This window comes from Uliginosibacterium aquaticum (assembly GCF_012972705.2).
Classification (GTDB): domain Bacteria; phylum Pseudomonadota; class Gammaproteobacteria; order Burkholderiales; family Rhodocyclaceae; genus Uliginosibacterium; species Uliginosibacterium aquaticum.
The window spans coordinates 552,036-573,249 of record NZ_JABCSC020000002.1; the positions used below are offsets into that span (position 1 = coordinate 552,036).

Below are 21,214 nucleotides of genomic sequence, written 5' to 3' on the forward strand. Positions count from 1 at the left end.
TATCCGGAACGCATTCATCGAGTCCCCGCCATGAACATTCCCATCATCCATTGCAGCACTTGCGGCAGCAAGGTCAATACCGAGATTCCGCCCGGCGATCACCGTCCACGCCAAGTGTGTCCGTCGTGCGGCCAAGTACACTACCTGAACCCCAAGCTCGTTGTTGGCAGTCTGCCAGTGTGGGAAGACAAGGTCCTGCTGTGCCGCCGTGCCATCGAGCCACGCCTCGGATTCTGGACCTTGCCTGCGGGCTTCATGGAAGCCGACGAGACCCTTGCCGAAGCAGCCTGCCGCGAAACCTTTGAGGAAGCTTGCGCCAATATCGAACTGCAAGGCCTGTACACCCTCGTCAACATTCCCCATATCAATCAGGTCCACGTCATTTACCGTGCCCGCCTGCTGGATACCGGTTTTCACCCGGGTGAGGAATCGCTGGAAACCCGCCTCTTCTCAGAAGAAGAGATTCCATGGGATGAGATCGCCTTCCGCTCGATCAGCCTGAGTTTGCGAAATTTTTTCGAGGATCGCCGCCGCGGCTGCTTCACCCAACGCGAAGAAACGCTTCTGCCCGGCACAGCCCACCTGCCCTGACGGGCCCTAAAGCCAGAACTGCTCTCTGCCGTAAAGCGCGTAAGAACCCGCTTGTTACGGCGGGCTACGCCCGAAACGGAGAGCCATCATGCGCTGGTTTGAAGATCTTCAGTTCCGCAACAAGCTTCTGGTCAATTTCGTCATCAGCAGCGGCATCCTGATCGCTGCCCTGCTCTTCTGCGCCTTCCGTATAGGTGGCCTTGGCGAAGATGTCGCCTATTTTGCCCACACTTCGGTACCGGCGATGAAATCGGCTGGCAAGGTCAGCGAAATGCGCTTGCGCTATCGCGTGCGCAGCCTCGAATACATGCTGCCCGGGACTCCGGAGGAACGCGCCAAGCTGGAACAATCCCTTCAGCAACTCGATGGTGAAGTACAAAAAACCATTGAAGCACATGCGGCCTTCGCGAACAGCGCCGAAGAAAAAGCACTGCTTGACGAGGTGCGGGCGGGCGCCGGTGAATACAAGAAAGTCGTCGAGGAAGGCGTTGCCAAGATCAAGGCAGGTGATGAAGAGGCCGCCCAGAACCTGCGTCGCAAGGAATGGGTCGCCAAGGCCAATGCCTTGCGTGACAAGACCGATGCCCTCAGCGCCATGGTCCTCGAAGCCGGCCAGAAGCAGGGCGAAGAATCCATCCGCGAGGCCACCCAGGCACGCAGTCTGGCCTGGGGCGCGCTGATCCTCGCCACCCTGATTGCCATTGCCTTCTCATGGTGGTTCGCCCAGCGGGTCTCGCATGTTCTGGAATCCCTGGTCAGCATCGCCCGGCGCATCGCTGGCGGAGACCTTGGTATCCGCATCGAAGCGCGCGGATGCGATGAGATGGGCAAGCTGCTCAGCACCATGGAGGAAATGCGCGGCGCCTTGCACGGCATGGTTAACCGGATGCGCGAGCAGGCCGAGGGCGTCTCGCATGCGTCCCAACAACTGGCGGAAGCAGCTCAGCAAACAGAGCTGAGCAGCAGTACGCAAAGCGAAGCCGCCTCAGCCATTGCCGCGAATGTGGAAGAGCTGACTGTCTCGATCGCGCACGTCTCGCGTAGCACCGACGACGCCAGCAAGCTCGCCAGTGCTGCCGACCAGCAAGCGATAGCGAGTTCAAGCAAACTCAATCAGGTCGTCAGCGAAATCCAACGCATCGCCCATATCGTGCGCGACGCGTCCCAGAAAATCGAAGTCCTCGAAGCCGAGTCTGACAAAATTTCCAACATTGTCACCGTGATCAAAGACATCGCTGATCAGACCAATCTGCTCGCGCTCAACGCAGCAATCGAAGCCGCCCGTGCCGGCGAACAGGGGCGCGGTTTCGCAGTGGTGGCCGATGAAGTACGCAAACTCTCCGAGCGCACAGCGGCTTCAACGTCCGAAATCACTCAGATGATCGCCAACATCCAGCGCTCCACGCGCGAAGCGGTAACCGGCATAGAAAGCGGCGTCGGCTCGGTGGACACCGGCGAAGAGCTGGTCGGTCAGGCTGGCAGCTCGGTCGATGAAATCCGTCAGCTGGCAAGCAAAGTAGCGGATCTGGTGGAAGAAATTTCCCACGGCCTGCGCGAACAGGCCACCGCCTCGACTGACGTAGCCAACCGGATTGAACAAGTTGCAGTACACGCCGAAGAGCTCAACTCCAGCACCGCCAGTACCGGCAACGCTGCGCGCAACCTGCAGGACATCGCACGCGACATGCTGGGCTCAGTCAGCCACTTCCAGCTCGGTCGCTAAACCCTCTACCCATGAATAAAGGCCGGAAGTCCTGGCAGGCTTCCGGCCTTTTCTTGTGCCCTGCCAGGCTGAACGGCCTCAAGCCACCTCGGAGACACTGGCTGTTTCCGTGCTCTGACCGAAAGCGCCATACGCCTGCGCCAGCTGCATCATGCGTAACATCACGGCAAACTCGTTATTACCGCTCGCCTGAGTCGAATCGCTGCCGCCCGCCCCGCTCTCCTGCTCGAAAGCCATCGCTTCGCTATGGCTCACCTTGCCGTTGCCATCGGTATCGGCCTGATCGAAGTTTTCAACGATGCTCGAAATCAGGCTGGAGCGCTTGCTATCGGTGCTGCCGATCTCCTCCAGCTGAGCGCTCAGCTCATCCTGGGTAAAGCCTTCATCGTCTTGCGGTGGAGGGGGGGGCATCCCGCCCGCTGCGCCAGGCCCACCCATGCCGGCCATGGCACCACTCATGCGCATTGCATTGAACTGGTTATCAAGCTCCTCGGCCAGCTTGGTCAGACTTGAGGTCAGCTCACTCTCGGTAAGCTTGCCATCGCTGTCGCCATCCAGCGCCGAGAAAATTTCATCGGCATCGCTCGCACCGGAAATCTGCTCGAACGCCGATTGCAGGTCGGTTTTCTCGATATACCCCTGACTCTTGGTGTCCAGCCGCGCAAACAGGCTGCTGGCCATCGAACTGATGCTGCTGCCAAGACCACTGATCATGATGTGCTCCTTGCGTCTTCAAAAGAGATGACCGACAAACGCCGGCCGCGCAGCCCAGCCCATCTGAAAGACGGGCGTGAGCATGTCTTCCCCATGGCAATTTATCGGCCAGCAACACACAGTTTTTTGAGCGAACGGCGTTAAGCCAGTTAAAAACTCCTCAAGAAAACAGCTTTGTGCGCTGCTTTCAGGCCCGCTTCTTCACTTCGCTCCGACCTCCGGCGGCAGCTTTTGCCGCTCTCCAGAGGGACGGCAATATCCGCACGGCCGGCGCAGTCCGCCTTTTAGAACAGGCTCCAGCCATGACCGGCAAGGACTGCCGACGAAAGCAAAAAAAACCACTCCGGCGCAGAACGCAGGAGTGGCTCAAGTGACAAGACAGGGAGGTCCCACCGGGAGGAGTAGTGGGGGCTGAGCTTGCCAAAAAAGACTATCCCGGGCCTGCATGAAACACGTCAGCCACCCGGAAGAGGCTCAGGAAAAGTTCAGCGCCTTTCACCGCGCGGGGCTGGCGGCTGATCGCCGCCGCCACGCGGTCCTTCGCCGGGCCTGCCCGGGTCACGCGCCCGGCCTGAATCGAGCGCCTTGCGCTGCTCAGGGCTCAGCAGGCTCAAGAACTGATGCTCTGCCTGGGCCTGCAGTAAAACCAGTTCGGCACGAGCCTGAGCTTCAGCCTGAGCCAGTTCGCGGGCCTTTGCGGCCGTGAACTCGGCCGTACCGATCAGGGCTTGCAAGGCCTCATGCGCCTTGCGCTCGGCCTTGCGTTGGGCATGGATGGCCGGAGCCTGCTGGTGATGAAGCTGAAACAACTTGTCTTGCTGGGCCTCGCTCAGATCGAGTTGCTCCAATGCCGCACGCGGTGGCAAGGCGGCAGCCCCCATGCCAGGCATGAAGGCTTCGTGCGGAGCACGCATCGGCGGCATTTCGGCAAAGGCAGCCGGGGCAGTACACAGACTGGCCAGCATCAGGCTACGCCAAAGGTTTTTGACTGCAGACATGACAGACTCCTTATAGGGGTTTAACGGGGCTGCCATGGCTGGCGGCATGGAGAGCATTCTCGGGGCCAGCACTGTTAAGCCCCCTCAAGCAGCCGTAAAAACACTAAAAACGGTGTCATAAGCCTCTCTGGCAATCGGCCTTCTGGCTTCGTAAAAATGATTAAAAGCTGCAGCGGATTAACCGGCGGCTGACGCCGCATTCGCTATCATGAGTTCATCAAATGATTGATTCAGAAGGTTTGCGATGAGCCGGGTACTACTGGTGGACGACGATCTGGAACTCGTCGAAATGATGAAGGAATACCTGCTGCAGGAAGGTTTCAGCGTGGAAACCGCGAACGACGGCGAAGCCGGCCTGCAGAAAGCACTTGGCGGCGATTTCGCGATCACGGTGCTGGACATCATGTTGCCGCGCCTGTCCGGCATCGAAGTGCTCAACCGCATCCGCAAGCAAAGCCGTATGCCGGTACTGATGCTTACCGCCAAGGGCGATGACATCGACCGCATCGTCGGCCTGGAACAAGGCGCGGATGACTATGTCCCCAAACCATGCACGGCCCGCGAGATCACCGCGCGTATCCGCGCCATCCTGCGCCGCACTGGCACCCAGGAAGAGCCGGACAGCCTGCCGGTCAGCGCTGGCGAGCTCATCATGTGGCCAGACCAGCGTCGTGCCCAATGGCGCAATCAGGCTCTCGAGCTGACCAGCACCGAGTTCAATCTGCTCGAAGTGCTGGCCCGTCATGCCGGCCACACCGTCTCGAAACAGTTACTGTCCGAACAAGGGCTGGGACGGCCCTTGCAGAAGTTCGACCGCAGCATCGAGGTGCACCTGTCAAAGATCCGTGAAAAACTGGGCCCACAGGAAGACGGCCGCTCGGTCATTCAGACCATCTTCCGTCAGGGTTATCAGTTCATTCGGAGCTGACATGGGGCGCCTGTTCTGGAAACTGTTTCTGGCGATTTTCCTCGCCCAGCTGCTCACGGGCTGGGGCGTGGGCTTCCTGTTCTGGCTTGAGCATGCGGCGCGTCAGAATCAGTCTCCGAATATGGCAAGCGTGCCGGGCAGTGCCCGGCCGGAGGGGCCGCCCCCGACCTTCGGACCCGGCGGGCCGCTACCGCGCCCCCCGGGCGCAAGCACAAACGCACCGGAATCCCAGCGTCCCTTCCCGCCCGGACCACGCCCCGGCGGGCCACGTGGCCTGCCCTGGCAACCCGCAGTCATCGGCCTGATCGCCAGCCTGCTCTTCGCGGCCTTGCTGGCGCGCCATCTCTCTCGCCCCATCGTGGGCCTGAGCAAGGCTTTCAAGGACGTGGCCGGTGGCAATTTCGACATCCGCCTGGCCCGCAACAAGCTGCACTGGCAGGATGAACTCTCAGACTTGGGCGAAGAGTTCGACCGCACGGCGGCCCAACTCAAGATGCTCGTCCACAACCAGCGCCGGCTTCTGCACGACGTTTCCCACGAAGTGCGTTCGCCACTGGCACGTATGCAGCTGGCCATCGATCTGGCCCGCCAGCAGCCGGACAAAACCCCGGAGAGCATGGCCAGGCTGGAGCGCGAAGCCGGCCGCATTGATCACCTCGTAGAGGAATTGCTGACGCTGTCGCGACTTGAAGCAGGCGCTTGTGGTCAGCTCGACGACACGGTGGACTTGCCCGAACTGCTGGGTGAGCTGGTAGAAGACGCCCGTTTTGAAGCCGAAGCGAAGAAATGCCATGTGGAGCTGGGGGGCGAAGCACAGGGCCTTGTGAAGGGGCGGGCAGATCTGCTCCACCGGGCCATCGAGAACGTGCTGCGCAACGCGATCCGCTACACCACGCCGGCAAGCGCGCTCAGCGTCGGCGTAGAAAACCACGGTGAAGAGCTCTGCGTCACGGTGGAAGATTGCGGCCCTGGTGTGCCCCAGTCAGCCCTGGAGACCATCTTTGATCCCTTTGTCCGCCTCGGAGACGCCCGCAGCAACGACGGCTACGGGCTTGGTCTGGCAATCACCCGGCAAATCATCGAAGCCCATGGCGGGCGGGTCATCGCCAGCAATCGCGAACAGGGTGGCCTGCGCGTGGAGATGTACCTGCCCATCAGTCAGGCCAGTACAGCAAGCGCGTAAAACGCCCGGCGGGTTTCAGGGCAGGAACTCAAGCTCCAGCGCGAAAGCCTTGCCCTGCAGGGCTATCGGCAGTTCTGCGCGACGGGCCGCGCTCTGCAGGCGTCGCAGCCAGGCCTGATCCATCTGCGCGTCACCACTTTCACGCAGAAGACGCGCTGCTTCAGGACGCCCATCCGCACCCAATGCCAGCTCCAGCAAGACACCGGCCTCCGGCAGAGCGGGCCAGGGCTCATCGTTTGCCATCAGCAAGGCCAGGCGGTAAGCCACCCTGGCTTCCGCCATGCTCAGGGGGCGCAGGGCGATCTTTGGTTCTGGCGACACGACACCTGGCGAATCAAACGGCACAGCAGCCGCCACTGCTAGCCCGGCCGCCCCATGCCTGGCAGCAGGGACACGCACTTCACGACCGGGCATCGCTGCTGTGGTTTCGGTCCGCGGGATCACTGCAGCTTGCACTGGGCGAGAAGGAAGAAGCGGCGCCACATACAGACTCAGCTTCGCCTTAACAGGCACCGGCAGGCGCTCACCTGGGCCGCCCAAGCCGCGCCAGAGATCCAGCGCCAACAGGTGCAGCACCAATGAAGCCGCGAGACCACCCAGACACAGGCGCTGCCACTCGCGCGGCGAGGAAGGATTGCTTAATCGGGCCAAGGCGGTTAGCGTGTAGGAAGAGTAGTCCCGAGGAACATGCAGGTTTCATTCTCTGGAGCGTTCCATGCGTCCGCCCGAGCATCGCCCTGAAGTCCGTGTCTTGTCCCGCGAACGCTGCCCCCTGATCCTCACGCTGGATACCCAGGGGCAACCCCATCGCTGGGTGAGCTGGCAGCACGCCCTGTTCTACTACGCGCGCAATATGGTGGCCTGGGATGCCGGGGATGCCTGTTTCACCTTTCACGGCGGCATCTCGCGCCAGACCGGCGTGCGCTCGATCATCACCGCCAACAGCATCATCGCCATCAAGGGGCGGGCACTCTCAAGCCGCACCCTGCGCCAAGTGCCACCACTATCCAATCGCGAACTATTCAATCGCGATCGCCACGTCTGCGCCTATTGCGGGCAGGAGCTGCAGTCTGCCCGCCTGACGCGGGACCACGTCAAGCCGGTTTCACAAGGCGGCGCAGACAGCTGGATGAATGTGGTAACAGCTTGCCGCAGCTGCAATCAACGCAAGGGCGGCCACACCCCCGAGCAGGCACGGATGATGTTGCTCTACGCGCCTTATGTGCCGAACAAGGCCGAGTACCTGATTCTCTCAAACCGCAGCATCCTCGCCGACCAGATGGATTTCCTTGCCCATCACCTGCCGGCCCAGAGCCGCCTGCGCTGAGCGCTCCGAAGGGCTCAGGGATTGCCTGATACACTCGTGCCCTCGCCTGCCGCCCTGCACCCGCCGCGCCATGACTGAACTGATCGGCTTCCTTGCTGCCTTCTGCACCACTCTGGCTTTCGTACCACAAGCCTGGCTGACCTGGCGGACCCGCTCGGCACACGGGGTGTCACTGGGCATGTACAGCATCTTCGTGACCGGCGTGGCACTCTGGCTGGTCTATGGCATCGCCATCCTGTCCTGGCCGGTAATCGTGGCCAACGCCATCACCTTGCTGCTGGCCCTGTTCATCCTGATCATGAAGCTGCGCTTCGGCTGAGCGCCTCTGCCTCAGGCCTGCGTCGCAGGCACCAGAGCACGCCCCACCCCGAACTGCAAGCTGTCAATCTGCAACTCCTCCAGATAGGCTTGCCTTTCCAGTTCGATTTCACTGCTGGCAAGGGCTTCCGTGTGCTGTGCGTGTGCGTTGTCGTGGTTCATGCTTCTCTCCGTTGTCAGACCGTAGCCTGCTTGTATGCCACTTGCGCGGCGAATGTTCTGGAGTGCAAATGCTGCATCGCAAAACGGCGCCTGACCACTGGAGAAAACCCTTGGCCGTGAAGTCCACCACAGCCATCAGCAGAAATGAAACGGGCCGCACAAGGCGGCCCATTCCATTTCTGGCAGTCCCGGCAAAGGGACCTCCGCGTACTATTTCGCCATATCCAGCATCAGCTGGTTCATGCGGCGAATGAAGGTGGCCGGGTCGTCCAGCGTGCCACCTTCGGCCAGCAAGGCCTGATCGAAGAGCACGGCAGCCCAGTCGTCGAACTTACTGTCTTCACTCTTCAGGCGCGCCACCACCGGATGCTCCGGGTTGATCTCGAGGATCGGAGCCGAGGTCGGCACGTTCTGGCCGGCGGCCTTCAGCAGACGCGCCAGATTGGCGCCCATCTCATGTTCGTCGACCACCAGGCAGGCCGGGCTGTCGGTCAGGCGGTGCGTGACGCGCACTTCCTTCACGCGCTCGCCCAGGCTGGTCTTGACCTTCTCCAGCAGCGGCTTGAACTCTTCGGCCTGCTCTTCGACCTTCTTCTTTTCGGCCTCGTCTTCCAGCGCGCCCAGATCGAGGCCGCCCTTGGCCACCGACACGATCTGCTTGCCTTCGAACTCGGTCAGATAGGAAATCGCCCACTCGTCGATGCGATCAGACAACAGCAGCACTTCGATGCCCTTCTTGCGGAAGACTTCGAGGTGGGGGCTGTTCTTGGCCGCGTTGAAGCTCTCGGCGGTGACGTAGTAGATCTTCTCCTGGCCTTCCTTCATGCGGCCGATGTAGTCGCGCAATGACACGCCTTCATCCGCCGTATCGGTATGCGTGGAGGCAAAGCGCATCAGGCCGGCCAGCTTGTCCTTGTTGGCGGAATCTTCACCCAGACCTTCCTTGAGCACACGGCCGAATTCGCGCCAGAAGTCGGCGTAGTCGTCCTTGCGGTTTTCGGCGATGTCTTCGAGCAGGCCCAGCACCTTCTTCGTGCAACCGCCGCGGATGGTGTCGACGTCCTTGCTCTCCTGCAGGATTTCGCGCGACACGTTCAGCGGCAGATCGGCCGAATCGACCACCCCGCGCACGAAGCGGAGGTAATGCGGCAACAGCTTCTCGGCGTCGTCCATGATGAAGACGCGGCGCACATAGAGCTTCAGGCCGTGACGCGGATTGCGGTCCCACAAGTCAAACGGGGCACGCTTGGGCACATACAGCAGTTGGGTGTATTCGTGACGCCCCTCGACCTTGGCATGGCTCCAGGCCATCGGGTCTTCGAAGTCGTGCGACACATGCTTGTAGAAAGCCTTGTAGTCGTCGTCCGAAACGTCATTCTTGGAGCGGGTCCACAGCGCGTTGGCCTGGTTGATGGTTTCCTCTTCGTCGGACACCACGTTCTCGGCCTTCTCCTGATTCCACTCTTCCTTCTGCATCAGGATCGGCTGAACGATGTGATCCGAATACTTGCGGATGATGCTGCGCAGTTTCCAGCCGGAGAGCAGATCGTCCTCACCTTCGCGCAGGTGCAGGATGATGTCCGTGCCACGCAAGGCCTTGGTGTAGGGCTCGACCGAGTATTCACCGGCTTCGTCGCCGGCCATCGAGCACTCCCACTTCACACCGGCTTCGGCGGCGTCACCGGCACGGCGAGTCAGCACGGTCACCTTGTCGGCCACAATGAAGGCCGAGTAAAAGCCCACGCCGAACTGGCCGATCAGGTTGGCATCCTTCTGCTTGTCGCCGGAAAGCTTGGAGAAGAACTCCTTGGTGCCGGACTTGGCAATGGTGCCCAGATGGTTGATCGCTTCCTCACGGCTCATGCCGATGCCGTTGTCCGAAATCGTGATCGTGCGCGAAGGCTTGTCAAAGCGCACACGGATCTTCAGTTCGGAGTCGCTCTCGAACAATGCGGCATTGTCCAATGCTTCGAAGCGCAGCTTGTCGCAGGCATCCGAAGCGTTGGAGACAAGCTCGCGCAGGAAAATCTCGCGATTGGAATAGAGGGAGTGAATCATCAGGTGAAGCAGTTGCTTCACTTCAGCCTGGAAACCACGTTTTTCGGTGGTGGATGCTGCCCGTTCAGTCATGCTCTTTATCCTCCGGTAATGCATTTGTTAGCATCCGGACAGATAGGGGCGCCGGTTCCGGATTTCAAGCCCCCGCTTTGCGGAGCATCCACTTGGCCCGTCCTCCCGCTCTACCGGAAAGCAGCCAGGCTGAGCCGCTTGCCAGTGATCTGCTGGCGCGATCGGCATGGTCCTTCCTCGGGATCTATCTGTTGCTGGTAGTGCTGATCCTCGCAGGCACCTGGGCCTTGATCACACAGGACTGGGTGCGTCAGCAAAAAGTCCAGGAAACCGAACTCTCCAGCCTCGCTCACTCGCTCGCCGAAATGCTCGAGCATGATCTGGCAGATGCCGATCGTGCCCTACGCAGCCTTGGCCGCATGCAAGCCCAATCAGCCAACACGGAAAACCTGCGCGAGCTAGCCCGCCAGGAATTGCTGCAAGCCCCACACATTGCTCGCCTCGCCATCTGGTCGGCAAAAGGGCAGGAAATCGTGGGCGTGCAGCAGAACATGCTGGCCACCACCCTCTCCAGCCCTCTGCCGTCGGTGGAACTTTTCCGCCGTCAGCCTCAGCCGGGGCTCCTCATCCACACCGCTATCGTAGGGGCAGATGGTTTGCGCTACCTGCCGGTGGAACGCATCCTGCGTGGCGCGCAAGGCGAAGTGCAAAGCTACGGCGTAGCGCTGCTGGAGGTGGCCACCTTAGAGCAGTACTTCCGAGCCATCCGCCTGACGGACTCAGACCAGGCCAGTCTGCTCGATGGAGACACCCGCCTGCTGACCAGCATGCCTGGAGAAACTGACACCCCAATGCCGGACTTCCGCCGCCTGTTGGCCAGCCAGGCCAACGGCCAACGCCCGGACAAGGCCTTCGGCACCACTTATGAAATAGATGGCGAGAGCCAGGTCGGCGTCTTCCGCTGGCTGAGCCGTTACCCCTTGATCGTGGAGGCTGCCCGCCCTACCGCGGTGGCAAGGGCTGGCTTTACCGCAATGAAGCGCCGCCTGCTGACGGGAGCCGGCGCACTGATCGGCCTGCTCGGCTTGCTCACCTGGCTGATTTACGCCGACTCACAGCGCCACCGCTCGGCGCGTGCCAGTCTCGGTCGCATCAACGCCTCTCTCGAAGAGCGAGTCGGCCGGCGAACAGCCGAACTGGAGCAATCCAACCGCGAAATGATCGCCTTCAGCTATTCGATTTCCCACGACCTGCGCGCGCCGCTACGCGCCATCAATGGCTTTGCACACGCGCTGCGCGAAGACTTCAGCGAACGCCTCGATGATCAGGGGCGCGACTATCTGGATCGCATCTGCCGCGCCAGCGTGCGCATGGGCGAGTTGATCGACGAACTGCTGGCCCTGGCCAACGTTTCACGTGCCCCTCTGGTGATCGAGGAACTCGACCTGACCCTGATCGCCAGCGACATCGTGGAGGAGTTGCGCCTCGCCAGCCCGGAACGCCAGGTGCTTTTCCAGGCCCAGGCCAACCTGCATGTGGAGGGTGATGAAGCCTTGCTGCGCAATGCGCTCACCAACCTGATCGGCAATGCCTGGAAATTTACCCGCGGCAGACGCCCAGCCGTAATCAGCTTCACGGCCGAAGAAGAAGCGGAGTTCATTCGCTTTACGCTCGCCGACAACGGTATCGGTTTCGATATGGCCCATGCCAAACGCCTGTTTCAGCCCTTTCAACAATTGCACGGCAATCAGGGCTTCGGCGGCACCGGCATAGGACTGGCCTCGGTACGCCGCATCATCGAGCGTCATGGCGGACAGATCTGGGCCGAAGCCGATCCGGAACAGGGCGCCAGCTTCATTTTCACCCTGCCCCTGCGCGCCCGGGTAATCCGCAGACGCCGCAAGTAGGCACTCCCGAGGGTTAACGGACAACGCCCGCCACCTGCGTGACGGGCCTCATCAGGGCTGCATCGAACCGGCCTGTGCGACCGGCCTGACGGTAAAACTTACTTCAGCTTGCCAGCACCTGCGTTGCTGATCACCGAAGCCTTGGCCGCTGCGGCGGTTTGCAGCGTGTAAGCGTAAGGCGGAGTCCACACATTGGCGCCAGTCGGCACGGCATAGCCACACTGACCATCCCAAGCCACCGGGGTGGTGTTGCCGCCCTTGTCGGTCAGCATCAGGTGGCCGGAGGAACGGAAACCGATCGGATTCGTACCGTTACCGCCATCAATACCCTTCTTGCAGAAGCTGTCGGTCGCCAATGCCGTGATCTCGAAATACATGTTCTCGACCAGCATGTTCGACTTGTAGCGCGGATCCACACCACTGCCAAACTTCAGGTCAGCCGGCACAGAGCTATCGGTACGGCCATAGATGTAGTTGTTGAACATATGCACCTGGCCATAACGGTTCAGGGGCAGACGCGAGCCCAGGCGATCGTAGAAGTTGTTCGACAAAGTTACGTGCAGCCGGCCGTCATCGCTCCAGGCACGCCCCGAGTCACCGTTACCGACCAGAGTCACCTTGTGGTGCTTGAAGAAGTAGCTGTTGGTGACCGTCGCGTAATCAGAACCGCGCACGATATCCAGCAGGCCATCGTGGCGCGTATCGGACGCCAGCGAATCCGGCGTATCGCCATCGCCCATCGAGATGTGATCGATGTAGATGTTCTGCGCGCGCGACAGGGTCATGCCGTCAGCGTAGGCATTGGCCGAATCTTCCGGATTCACGTCCCAGGGCGCATCGATCTGCAGGTTGCGGATGATGATGTTGCGGGTCCAGGTCGGGTAGTCTTCCGGGTCCTTGCCAGCATTAACCCAGGCGGTGTAACCGGCCTGCGCATCTGCAGCACCATTGGCCAACTCGCCACCAATCAGGATCGACGTGCCGGTGATCCGAGCGGTACGCCCCTGAGCGTCGTTGATACCGACCAGCGTAGTGTTCGACGGGATCATGATCGAGCCGCCGTACTTCTGATCCATGTAGCTGGTGTATTCCTTGAACACCGTATTGTTGGCACTCCAGCGCAGATCAATGTGGCCCACCACGCGCACGATCTTCGGTTCCAGACCGGCTTCAGCCAGGGCTGCAACCAGTTGCTGACCATTGAACACGGTGTAGACACGGTTGGCCGCAGCAGCCGAACCACCCGTCACGACTACCTTGCCCTTGCGCGACCAGGTATGCCAGCCATTTTGCGGCGCCGTGGCACGCTCGAAGCTCAGCACCCCGCCGGTCGGATCCACCGTGGCGAATTGCCAGGTCGGCAGCACCGGAGCGGCCTTGTAGTTGGTTGGGTTGTGCAGGCCATCGATCGTGGCCGGCGCCAGATAGTTGCGCACGCCATAGGTATAGCTGCCGCTGACGTTCTGCAGGGGAGTGCTGGCACCCGTCAGGGTGCGAGCGTCAATACCTGCAGCCGAAACGCTGCTCGCAGCTGCGGACGAAGCGGCAACCGAGGATGCCGCAGCCGAAGACACTGCAGCCGACGAAGCGGCGGCGCTGCTGGCGGCCTTGCTGCTGGAAGCGGCCGAAGAGGCGGCAACGCTGCTGGCTGCGGCGCTGCTCACGGCAGCGCTGGAGGACGAGCTGCTCAGCGGGCCATAGGAGCACCATGCGGAAGTGGTATAGGTGTTGGTCGGGAAAGCCGAACCAATACAGGCGAAGCTGTCAGTCTTGGTGGCATACACGAAGCTGCCGGACTTGCCCAGCGCAACCGAACGGGTACCCGCCATCGTGCAGGTGGCGCCGGTGTTCTGTGCGCACTTGGTGTAACCGGTGGGATAGTCGCTGGCGGCCTGCACATTTGCAGCCAACAGCAGAAGGGCGGCGCCGCCCAGGATCTTGCTTTGCATGGTGTCTCCTAACTTATTTATGACGCAGACCTGTTCCGGCCTGCCACCTCGTCTGACGCTACAACTTTAGACGTAAGACAAACTCTTACAAAAGTAATAGACGAGCAGGAGAAAACTAGTGCAGCGACCTCGGGCTGTCAATGAAAGTCTGGGGTCCGTTCATCGTGTTTCCGAAAACACGAAACTGTTTTCTGCGTTGGAACAACATGCTGCGGCGCAAGATTGCCCACTTCAGCAGACTCCGCACTGCAGCAAAGAAAAATACAGGCGGAGACGTCCGGCCATCGGCACGCATGCGGCCGGAATACCCGCCTGATGGCTATTGCACAGAATGGATTGCTTCCTACAATGGAAGCTCGTGCTCTCTTGCTGCGCAGGCTATCGGCTATCTGCCGAGAAAAACCTGACGCCTGGGCGCGCTACCGGAGGCTGCTGCATGAGTGTGATCGCTGTCGTTAACCGCAAGGGAGGCTCGGGCAAGTCCACACTGTCCACCCATATCGCCGCCTATCTCGCCTCACTGGGTGAAGAAGTGATGCTGGGCGATATCGATCGCCTGCAGTCCTCGCGCCTCTGGCTCTCCTTGCGCGATCCACGCTACAAGAAGATTCACGGCTGGTCGATCGATGAGAAAAACTTCGCCCGCCCGCCTGCCGGGGTCAAGCATGTAGTGCTCGACACCCCCGGCGGCTTCCAGGGCTTCGGCTTGATGAAGGTCACCATGTATGCCGATGCGATCCTGCTGCCCGCAGCGACCGGGATCTTCGACCGTAACTCGGCTGCCGAGAGCATCCGCGAGCTGCGCGCCTTCCCGCGCGTGGCCAGCGGTCGCTGCAAGATCGCCTGCGTGGGTATGCGCATCGATGGCCGCACCCGTCAGGCAGAAGCCTTGCAGGCCTGGGCCAGCGAACAGGCGCTCGATTGCATCGGTACGATCCGCATGGCCCAGGCTTACAGCAAGTGCCTCGAAGCAGGCCTGTCGATCTTCGACTTCCCGCCGAACAAGGTCGAAGCCTATCTGCCGGAGTGGCAGCCGATCACTGCCTGGCTGGATGCCATTCTGGCCGCCGCCGCCCCGACGCCCGGCAGCCACGGCTCACGCGAAGAGTTGCGCACCCGCCAGCCCATCCTCGCCTCACGCCCGGTACTGCAGCAGCTTTGATTCACACGCGTGGGCGATAATCACGCTTTTTGCGAGCCCACCCCGCCATGAGCCACGACCTACCTCCCCTGCCCGCCCTGGAGCCCGGCCACTATCGCCATTACAAGGGGGGTGAATACGAAGTTGTCGGCGTCGCCCGCCATAGCGAGAGTCTGGAAGCGCTGGTGGTCTATCGCCCGCTCTACAACGCAACAGGGCTGTGGGTGCGGCCTTATGCGATGTTTGTCGAAAGCATCGAGATCGACGGCCAGCATCAGCCACGCTTTGCCCGCGTGAGCTGAGGGAGCTCAGAAGCTGTTCACGATCTGTAGCGAGAGGCTGTCAGCAGGGTGAAGAGCGGCACAGGAACCGGAGTTTATGTTGATAAATGAGGATTCCGAGCAGTGCATGAGCCCGGATCACGGCCTCGCAGTAAGATCGTGAACAGCTTCTCAGCCCTCAGCATCGTCTGGTGCGCTCAGCAGCTCACTGACTTCATCAAGCTGCACTTTTTCGATCTTCTGAAAGTGGCCAGAAATTTTCTTGCTTGAAACGTGAACATCCTGCACATCCTCATGGGCCAGACGGATGTGATCGGCGAGCTTCTTCATGCGCTGATCGAAGAGACCGAAATCCTTTGAAAGCTTGCCCAGCGCGTCCTTGATGAGATGGATCTGCTTGCGCGTTTCGACATCCTTGAGTACCGCCCGGGCGGTATTGAGCACCGCCATCAAGGTGGTGGGCGACACGATCCACACATGGCGGGCCTGCGCGTAACTCACCAGATCCGGATGGTAGGCGTGGATTTCGGCAAACACAGCTTCGGCCGGCACAAACATCACCGCGCCATCGGAGGTTTCTCCTGCCACGATGTACTTGCTGGCAATCGCGTCCACATGGCGCTTGATGTCCTGCTTGAACAGGCTTTCGGCAGCCTTGCGCTCGATCTCGCCAAGCCCCGGCTCGAACATGCGGTGATAGTTTTCGAGCGGAAACTTGGAGTCCACTGCGACCCGGCCAGTCGGCTCAGGAAGTCTCAATACGCAATCGGCGCGCACGCCTGAGGCCAGCTGGCACTGGAACTCGTAGGCATCCGGTGGCAACGCGTTCTGAACCAGGGCTTCGAGCTGCACTTCACCGAATGCGCCACGCGCCTTCTTGTCCCCCAGCAGCTCCTGCAGGCTCACCACATTCACGGTCAGGTCACCAATCTTCTTCTGCGCTTCATCGATGGTCGCCAACCGCGCCATGACGTTGGTGAAGGTTTCATTGGTCTTGGCGAAGCCTTCGTCCAGACGCTGATTGACCACACCGGTGATCGCATCGAGACGCTCGTTCATGCTGCGGGTCAGGCTCTCAGTGGTTTCGGCCTGCTGCAAGGAAGCCTTGCGCAACCCGTCCTGCAGCAGCTCGCGGTCGGCACGGGCGGCTTCGGCCAGTTTTTCGAGCGTCTGAGCCAGCATCTCGGTCTTGAGCTGCTCCTGGCGCGCAATCAGGGTGCTGGCAAGTTCAGCAAGCTTCTGTGCCGTTTCACTGCCCTGCTTCGTCACCAGTCCTTGCAGGGCAAGCTGCAGTGCCTGCATGGCCTCACGCGTGGCACGCAACTCCTCGCCCACCAGCGCGCGCTGGCGCTCGGCACTGTCGGTATGGGCAGCGATCATGCGATCGCCAAGGCGATCAAGGCCGGCGGCGAAATCGTTGAGCATGGCACGATGGCTATTGCCCAGCGCCACATCAACACGTGCCAGCAGCGCCTCACTTTGCGCCTGCTGTGCAGTAGCCTGCGCTGCAAAACGCAAGCCCAGCCAGATAGCGGCCAGCACCAGCAAGCCCAACACGGCAAGAATCGCGAACTCCATCTCAGCGTTCCTCGGTGAGTCGCTTGAGTTCGATGTCGAGGGTATCGGCATCCGCCGCGACCATCGCGTTACCATCCTGCAGCGTGCACTGCAGCTGCATGCCACGCTCGGCTAGGGCTGCAAGCGCCTGGCTCTGGCGGCTGTCGACCAGCCACACCGTGAGCTTGTCCTGCTTGCCGAAGGCTGCAGCATTTTGCTGCCACCACTGTTCCACGCCACGGCCATAAGCATAGACGCTGACCTTGTCGGCACGCCCGCAGGCCCGGCGCACGAGGCGCTCGTCAGGCTGGCCGACTTCGATCCAGTGCTGCACGGCGCCTGTCAGATCACGCTCCCACAAGGCCGGCTCATCATCGGTGGAGATGCCACGGCCGAATTCGAGGGACTCGCTGGCGTTGTAGATGAAGGCGAGCACGCGCACCATCATGCGCTCGTCGGTTTCGGAAGGATGCCGGGCCAGAATCAGATTGTGGGCGGCGTAATAGTGACGATCGAGGTCGGAGATACCGACCTCCGCCTTGAAAACGGTGGAACGCAGGGCCAAGGGTTGCTTCTTTCTGTTACTTGCGACGGATCACGAAGACGAATTCAGCGGCATCCGCCGCGCTCTGGTCTTCCAGCTCATGTCCGGTCTGGCGCGCAAAGGCTTCGAAATCCTTCTTGGCGCTGGGATCGGTGGCGAGAACACGCAACAACTGGCCGCTTGCCATGCCGGCAAGGGCTTTCTTGGTGCGCAGGATGGGCAGCGGGCACTTCAGGCCGCGCACGTCGAGTTCGCTTGTACTCATGATCTTGTTCTCTTTCCGGAAGACTCAGCGATCTTTCATCGCTTCTTCGAACAGCTTTTTGACTTCACGCAGGCGCGCATCCAGAGCCGCCTGCTCCATGTAATCACCACCACCGGCACGCTGGGCAATCTGCAACTGATCCAGTGCCGAGCTCAGATCCCCCTGCAGCAGGTAGACCTCGCCCAGTGCGCGATGTGCCTGGGTGGTACGTCCCAATGCAGTGTTGGCCTTGGACTGCAGCACGTAGAGACGGTAGTCCGTACTCGGTGCCCGCAGCAGCGGGTCGACCACCTTGAGGGCTTCTTCCGGCTTACCGCCAGCAAGCCAGGATTCCGCCTCGCAATACAGCAACGAGCGGCGCATCGGATAGAGCGTACGCGCTTCGCGGCAGGTGCGTGCGGCCGTCTCGAAGCGGCCATGAGCACGCTCGATGTCGGCACTGAGCATGGCCAGCATGGAGGTATCCGGCTTCAGCTTGCGCAATTCCACCAGCGCCTGAGCGGCCTTGTCGAGCTGATTCTCGGCCAGGTAGGCACGTGCCAAGCCATACCAGCGGGAGGACTGCTCCTGCGCCGTCACCACCTTGCGCGGCAGCAGACGTGACAGGGCAATCTGCCCCCCCGCTTGCAAGACCTCGACTTTACTGCGCACCAGCGCGAAATCGATGGAACTGGCATGCGGCTGCGCGCGCAGCTGATGCACGCGCGAACCGATGTCGGACACCCGGTCCTGAGTCAGCGGGTGAGTGCGCAAATAGGCTGGTGCATTGTTGTCCATGCCGCGAGTCTGGGCATACATGCGCTCAAAGAAGCTCGGCATGCCTTCCGGATCAAAGCCGGAGGAATCCAGAATCTGCAGCCCGACACGGTCCGCCTCGCGCTCGTAGTCACGCGAGTAGGAGAGCTGGCTCTGGATCGCCGCCGCCTGGCCAGAAGCCAGCAAAGCGCCGGCCGCCGCCGGACTGTTGCGCCCGGCCAGGATGGCCAGCAACAGCGAACCGATCATCATGGCGGTGGTATTGCCCTGGCGCGAGAGCATGCGCGCCATGTGGTGCTGCTCGACGTGACCGATCTCGTGCGCCATCACCGAGGCCAGCTCGGACTCGGTAGCTGCCGTCGCAATCAGCCCGGTATGCAAACCTATCACCCCGCCCGGCATGGCGAAGGCATTGATGGTGCGATCATTCAGCACGAAGAACTGGTAGTTCTGGCCAGCCACCACCGGGCTCGATGTGAGGGAACGCCCAAGCGCCGTGAGGTATTCCTCGACCTCGGGGTCGTCCAGATAGCTTGGCTCGCGGAAACGCACCTCGCGCATCACCTCTTCGGCAATACGGCGCTCCTGGGCGGGCGAGAGCGATTGCTGGGCGGGATCCCCCAGATCCGGAAGGCGGTTGGCCAACTGCTGGGCAGCCACAGGCTGGATCAACAACACGGCAATCAGCAGCCGTGCCAACAGGCGACAGGGAGCAGAATGAATTTGCATCCGGCTATGATACTGCCCGGCTTGATGCGTTCAAAACCACAGCGCGCGGGCCGCCTCAAAAACTGTAAAGAGTCCTCCATATGAGTCAATCTCCCCTCACCCACTTCGATGCCCAGGGCCAGGCCCACATGGTTGATGTGGGTGCCAAGACCGAAACCGCCCGCCGTGCAGTGGCTGCCGGACGCATCCGCATGCAGCCGCAAACCCTTGCCACCATCCTCGCCGGCAACAACAAGAAGGGCGACGTTCTGGGCATCGCGCGCATTGCCGCGATTCAGGGCTCCAAACGCACGGCTGAGCTGATTCCGCTCTGCCATCCGATCCCGCTGACCAGAGTTGCCGTGGAATTCACGATCGACGAAGCCGCGAGCGCCATCGACTGCGCCGTCACGGCCGAAACCGTGGGCCGCACTGGCGTGGAGATGGAAGCACTCACGGCTGCCAGCGTGGCACTGCTGACCATCTACGACATGGCCAAGGCCATGGATCGCGGCATGCAGATCGAATCCGTCCGCCTGCTCGAAAAAGAAGGTGGCAAGTCCGGCCACTGGAAGGCCCTGTAATGGCCAGGGAGATCGAACTCAAGCTGGCCTTTGCACCTGCCGCCCACGCGGCCATCCTCGCCCACCCGCTGCTGGCCCGCGCCGAGCGCCTGGGCGCAGCCAAGGAGCTGATCAACACCTATTACGACACGCCGGACATGGCACTGTCAGCACGCCGGGTTGCCCTGCGCACCCGCAAGATCGGCGACACCTGGCTGCAGACCGTGAAATGCGCAGCCGAGTCTTTCGGCGGTCTCTCGTCGCGGCCTGAATGGGAGCAGCGTTTCACGGGTGAATTCGATTTCTCGGCAGTGGATGCCGAGGCGCCGCGCAAGCTGCTCGAGGCGCATCGCGGCGCCATCGTGCCGCTATTTACCACCAACTTCCACCGCCAGACCCTGCTCCTCACCCCTTCGGCTGACGTGCGCGTGCTGGTGATGATCGATTCCGGCGAAGTCAGCGCCAACGGCCGCAGCGAGGCCATCAGCGAGCTGGAACTGGAGCTGGAGCACGGCAGCGCAGATGATCTGCTGGCCATCGCCAGCGAACTTGCCGCCAGCCTGCCGCTGCTGCCCTACGACCCGAGCAAGGCCGCGCGCGGCTACCGCCTGTTTCGCGGCGACCTCATCCTTCCCGAGCACCACAGGATCAGCCCGGCGAATCCAAAAACCCAGCCTTTGGCAGCCTTCAGCGCGGCAGCCTTTACGGAAATTGCGGCCTGGGCCGCCAATCAGCATGCTGCTATCAGTAGCGACAATGCCGAATTCGTCCACCAGCTACGCCTTGCCCTGCGCCGCCTGCGCAGCCTGATCCGCCTGTTTGCGCCGTTGCTGCCGGAAAGCTTCACGGCCCACTGGCAAGCCACCCTGCGTCGCGAAGCCGCCAGCCTCGCCGAAGCGCGTGATCTGGATGTGCTCTGCGACGAAATTCTGGCCGTCACCGAGGGCGACAGCGATGCGCGCCTGCCTGCCCTGCTGACCCACGCATCCGCCGCCCGCCAGCATGCCCATGCCGCCGTTCGGGCCCGCCTCGCCGCGCCCGGCGCAGGCCAGCCCCTGCTGGCCCTCACCCGAGCCCTGCATGCCCTCCCGCAAGCGGAAGCTCAAATGCCGCTCGAAGCATTCGCCGCCCAGGCGCTCGCACGCTTGCAGCGCCAGGCTCAGCGCCGCTACCGCAGCGCCGACACCGAGCGCAGCACCGAAGCGCTGCATGCCTTGCGGATTGCCACCAGACGTCTGCGCCTGGGCCAGGAACTGTTCGCCGCCACCCTGGACAAGAAACAGGCGGCCACCACCAACAGCCTGGCCGAGTTGCAGGCGGATCTGGGCCACCTGCACGACCTCGCGCTTGCCATGCCACGCCTCGCGGACTTCTCCCGCAGTCGGCCCGAGCTCACTGAAGCAGTCGCCTTCGTAGTGGGCTGGCAAGCTGCAACAAGCCTGCAACTTCGCCGCGCTATCCTGCCGCGTTGCCGAAAACTACTCGGCAAAAAACACACGGCCGGCAAATAGCCGGCACAGGAGAAAATT

21 protein-coding genes are annotated in these 21,214 nt (G+C 61.6%); 11 read left to right on the forward strand and 10 right to left on the reverse strand.

Features of this window, described 5'->3' with window-relative positions:
• Positions 1-42 precede the first annotated feature (42 nt).
• On the forward strand, positions 43-591 hold the full coding sequence (locus HJ583_RS10010) for an NUDIX hydrolase (RefSeq protein ID WP_170022014.1): 549 nt from the start codon (positions 43-45) through the stop codon (positions 589-591).
• 88 nt (positions 592-679) lie between these two features.
• Positions 680-2,314 (forward strand): methyl-accepting chemotaxis protein, encoded by a 1,635-nt coding sequence (locus HJ583_RS10015; RefSeq protein ID WP_170021779.1) that lies wholly within the window; start codon positions 680-682, stop codon positions 2,312-2,314.
• A 78-nt stretch (positions 2,315-2,392) separates the two neighbouring features.
• Here the strand turns inward: HJ583_RS10015 and HJ583_RS10020 are convergent, their stop codons facing one another.
• Together HJ583_RS10020 and HJ583_RS10025 are read right to left on the reverse strand one after the other, a co-directional pair.
• The gene (locus HJ583_RS10020; RefSeq protein WP_170021780.1) at positions 2,393-3,028 is read right to left on the reverse strand and encodes an EF-hand domain-containing protein; all 636 of its coding nucleotides are present in this window, start codon (positions 3,026-3,028) and stop codon (positions 2,393-2,395) included.
• Positions 3,029-3,513: 485 nt separating this feature from the next.
• Positions 3,514-4,026, reverse strand: a complete 513-nt coding sequence (locus HJ583_RS10025; RefSeq protein WP_170021781.1) for a Spy/CpxP family protein refolding chaperone — start codon at positions 4,024-4,026, stop codon at positions 3,514-3,516.
• Between the two features lie 244 nt (positions 4,027-4,270).
• Between HJ583_RS10025 and HJ583_RS10030 the strand changes: the two genes are divergently transcribed.
• Both HJ583_RS10030 and HJ583_RS10035 read left to right on the forward strand, forming a co-directional pair.
• On the forward strand, positions 4,271-4,954 hold the full coding sequence (locus HJ583_RS10030; protein WP_170021782.1) for a response regulator transcription factor: 684 nt from the start codon (positions 4,271-4,273) through the stop codon (positions 4,952-4,954).
• Position 4,955: 1 nt separating this feature from the next.
• Positions 4,956-6,137 carry a HAMP domain-containing sensor histidine kinase gene (locus HJ583_RS10035; protein ID WP_170021783.1) on the forward strand — a complete coding sequence of 394 codons (1,182 nt, stop codon included), beginning with the start codon at positions 4,956-4,958 and terminating at the stop codon, positions 6,135-6,137.
• A gap of 15 nt (positions 6,138-6,152) precedes the next feature.
• Here HJ583_RS10035 and HJ583_RS10040 read toward each other — a convergent pair whose 3' ends face one another.
• Entirely contained in the window at positions 6,153-6,788 is a 636-nt protein-coding gene (locus tag HJ583_RS10040) for an energy transducer TonB (RefSeq protein ID WP_170021784.1), read from the reverse strand.
• A 64-nt stretch (positions 6,789-6,852) separates the two neighbouring features.
• Here HJ583_RS10040 and HJ583_RS10045 point away from each other — a divergent pair, with 64 nt between their 5' ends.
• Entirely contained in the window at positions 6,853-7,464 is a 612-nt protein-coding gene (locus HJ583_RS10045; RefSeq protein WP_101942486.1) for an HNH endonuclease, read from the forward strand.
• A gap of 70 nt (positions 7,465-7,534) precedes the next feature.
• Complete coding sequence (locus HJ583_RS10050) at positions 7,535-7,783, forward strand: SemiSWEET transporter (protein WP_101942485.1); 249 nt, start codon at positions 7,535-7,537, stop codon at positions 7,781-7,783.
• Positions 7,784-7,794: 11 nt separating this feature from the next.
• Here the strand turns inward: HJ583_RS10050 and HJ583_RS10055 are convergent, their stop codons facing one another.
• Together HJ583_RS10055 and htpG are read right to left on the reverse strand one after the other, a co-directional pair.
• Positions 7,795-7,944, reverse strand: coding sequence for a hypothetical protein (locus tag HJ583_RS10055; RefSeq protein WP_170021785.1), 150 nt, complete (start codon positions 7,942-7,944; stop codon positions 7,795-7,797).
• Between the two features lie 210 nt (positions 7,945-8,154).
• Positions 8,155-10,074: a molecular chaperone HtpG gene (gene htpG / locus HJ583_RS10060; RefSeq protein WP_170021786.1), complete on the reverse strand. Its 1,920-nt coding sequence runs from the start codon at positions 10,072-10,074 to the stop codon at positions 8,155-8,157.
• A gap of 92 nt (positions 10,075-10,166) precedes the next feature.
• On the opposite strand from htpG, the gene HJ583_RS10065 reads away from it, so the two are divergent.
• Positions 10,167-11,921, forward strand: a complete 1,755-nt coding sequence (locus tag HJ583_RS10065; protein WP_170021787.1) for a sensor histidine kinase — start codon at positions 10,167-10,169, stop codon at positions 11,919-11,921.
• 98 nt (positions 11,922-12,019) lie between these two features.
• Here HJ583_RS10065 and HJ583_RS10070 read toward each other — a convergent pair whose 3' ends face one another.
• Entirely contained in the window at positions 12,020-13,870 is a 1,851-nt protein-coding gene (locus tag HJ583_RS10070; protein WP_235943797.1) for a pectate lyase family protein, read from the reverse strand.
• A gap of 436 nt (positions 13,871-14,306) precedes the next feature.
• On the opposite strand from HJ583_RS10070, the gene HJ583_RS10075 reads away from it, so the two are divergent.
• Positions 14,307-15,032, forward strand: a complete 726-nt coding sequence (locus HJ583_RS10075) for a ParA family protein (protein ID WP_170021788.1) — start codon at positions 14,307-14,309, stop codon at positions 15,030-15,032.
• 47 nt (positions 15,033-15,079) lie between these two features.
• The gene (locus HJ583_RS10080) at positions 15,080-15,313 is read left to right on the forward strand and encodes a DUF1653 domain-containing protein (protein WP_101942481.1); all 234 of its coding nucleotides are present in this window, start codon (positions 15,080-15,082) and stop codon (positions 15,311-15,313) included.
• Between the two features lie 150 nt (positions 15,314-15,463).
• Here the strand turns inward: HJ583_RS10080 and HJ583_RS10085 are convergent, their stop codons facing one another.
• Genes HJ583_RS10085 through HJ583_RS10100 form a run of 4 tightly spaced genes read right to left on the reverse strand, consistent with a single transcriptional unit; the run spans position 15,464 to position 19,143 of the window.
• Entirely contained in the window at positions 15,464-16,870 is a 1,407-nt protein-coding gene (locus HJ583_RS10085; protein ID WP_170021789.1) for a DNA recombination protein RmuC, read from the reverse strand.
• A gap of 1 nt (position 16,871) precedes the next feature.
• On the reverse strand, positions 16,872-17,414 hold the full coding sequence (locus tag HJ583_RS10090) for a YaeQ family protein (protein ID WP_101942479.1): 543 nt from the start codon (positions 17,412-17,414) through the stop codon (positions 16,872-16,874).
• Between the two features lie 16 nt (positions 17,415-17,430).
• A complete protein-coding gene (locus tag HJ583_RS10095) occupies positions 17,431-17,658 on the reverse strand; it encodes a sulfurtransferase TusA family protein (RefSeq protein ID WP_217423365.1) in 228 nt (75 codons plus the stop codon).
• A 24-nt stretch (positions 17,659-17,682) separates the two neighbouring features.
• Entirely contained in the window at positions 17,683-19,143 is a 1,461-nt protein-coding gene (locus HJ583_RS10100) for a M48 family metalloprotease (RefSeq protein ID WP_170021790.1), read from the reverse strand.
• 80 nt (positions 19,144-19,223) lie between these two features.
• Here HJ583_RS10100 and moaC point away from each other — a divergent pair, with 80 nt between their 5' ends.
• Both moaC and HJ583_RS10110 read left to right on the forward strand, forming a co-directional pair.
• Positions 19,224-19,706 carry a cyclic pyranopterin monophosphate synthase MoaC gene (moaC, locus tag HJ583_RS10105; RefSeq protein WP_170021791.1) on the forward strand — a complete coding sequence of 161 codons (483 nt, stop codon included), beginning with the start codon at positions 19,224-19,226 and terminating at the stop codon, positions 19,704-19,706.
• Positions 19,706-21,196, forward strand: a complete 1,491-nt coding sequence (locus HJ583_RS10110; protein WP_170021792.1) for a CYTH and CHAD domain-containing protein — start codon at positions 19,706-19,708, stop codon at positions 21,194-21,196. The genes moaC and HJ583_RS10110 overlap by 1 nt, the downstream gene beginning before the upstream one ends.
• Positions 21,197-21,214 lie beyond the last annotated feature (18 nt).

What these genes read in the sequence shown, in the direction of transcription:
- HJ583_RS10015 (WP_170021779.1), top strand. Translation starts at nt 680, where the DNA reads ATGCGCTGGTTTGAAGATCTTCAGTTCCGCAACAAGCTTCTGGTCAAT.
- HJ583_RS10020 (WP_170021780.1), bottom strand. Translation starts at nt 3,028, where the DNA reads ATGATCAGTGGTCTTGGCAGCAGCATCAGTTCGATGGCCAGCAGCCTG.
- HJ583_RS10025 (WP_170021781.1), bottom strand. Translation starts at nt 4,026, where the DNA reads ATGTCTGCAGTCAAAAACCTTTGGCGTAGCCTGATGCTGGCCAGTCTG.
- HJ583_RS10030 (WP_170021782.1), top strand. Translation starts at nt 4,271, where the DNA reads ATGAGCCGGGTACTACTGGTGGACGACGATCTGGAACTCGTCGAAATG.
- HJ583_RS10035 (WP_170021783.1), top strand. Translation starts at nt 4,956, where the DNA reads ATGGGGCGCCTGTTCTGGAAACTGTTTCTGGCGATTTTCCTCGCCCAG.
- HJ583_RS10045 (WP_101942486.1), top strand. Translation starts at nt 6,853, where the DNA reads ATGCGTCCGCCCGAGCATCGCCCTGAAGTCCGTGTCTTGTCCCGCGAA.
- HJ583_RS10050 (WP_101942485.1), top strand. Translation starts at nt 7,535, where the DNA reads ATGACTGAACTGATCGGCTTCCTTGCTGCCTTCTGCACCACTCTGGCT.
- HJ583_RS10055 (WP_170021785.1), bottom strand. Translation starts at nt 7,944, where the DNA reads ATGAACCACGACAACGCACACGCACAGCACACGGAAGCCCTTGCCAGC.
- htpG (WP_170021786.1), bottom strand. Translation starts at nt 10,074, where the DNA reads ATGACTGAACGGGCAGCATCCACCACCGAAAAACGTGGTTTCCAGGCT.
- HJ583_RS10070 (WP_235943797.1), bottom strand. Translation starts at nt 13,870, where the DNA reads ATGCAAAGCAAGATCCTGGGCGGCGCCGCCCTTCTGCTGTTGGCTGCA.
- HJ583_RS10075 (WP_170021788.1), top strand. Translation starts at nt 14,307, where the DNA reads ATGAGTGTGATCGCTGTCGTTAACCGCAAGGGAGGCTCGGGCAAGTCC.
- HJ583_RS10080 (WP_101942481.1), top strand. Translation starts at nt 15,080, where the DNA reads ATGAGCCACGACCTACCTCCCCTGCCCGCCCTGGAGCCCGGCCACTAT.
- HJ583_RS10085 (WP_170021789.1), bottom strand. Translation starts at nt 16,870, where the DNA reads ATGGAGTTCGCGATTCTTGCCGTGTTGGGCTTGCTGGTGCTGGCCGCT.
- HJ583_RS10095 (WP_217423365.1), bottom strand. Translation starts at nt 17,658, where the DNA reads ATGAGTACAAGCGAACTCGACGTGCGCGGCCTGAAGTGCCCGCTGCCC.
- HJ583_RS10100 (WP_170021790.1), bottom strand. Translation starts at nt 19,143, where the DNA reads ATGCAAATTCATTCTGCTCCCTGTCGCCTGTTGGCACGGCTGCTGATT.
- moaC (WP_170021791.1), top strand. Translation starts at nt 19,224, where the DNA reads ATGAGTCAATCTCCCCTCACCCACTTCGATGCCCAGGGCCAGGCCCAC.
- HJ583_RS10110 (WP_170021792.1), top strand. Translation starts at nt 19,706, where the DNA reads ATGGCCAGGGAGATCGAACTCAAGCTGGCCTTTGCACCTGCCGCCCAC.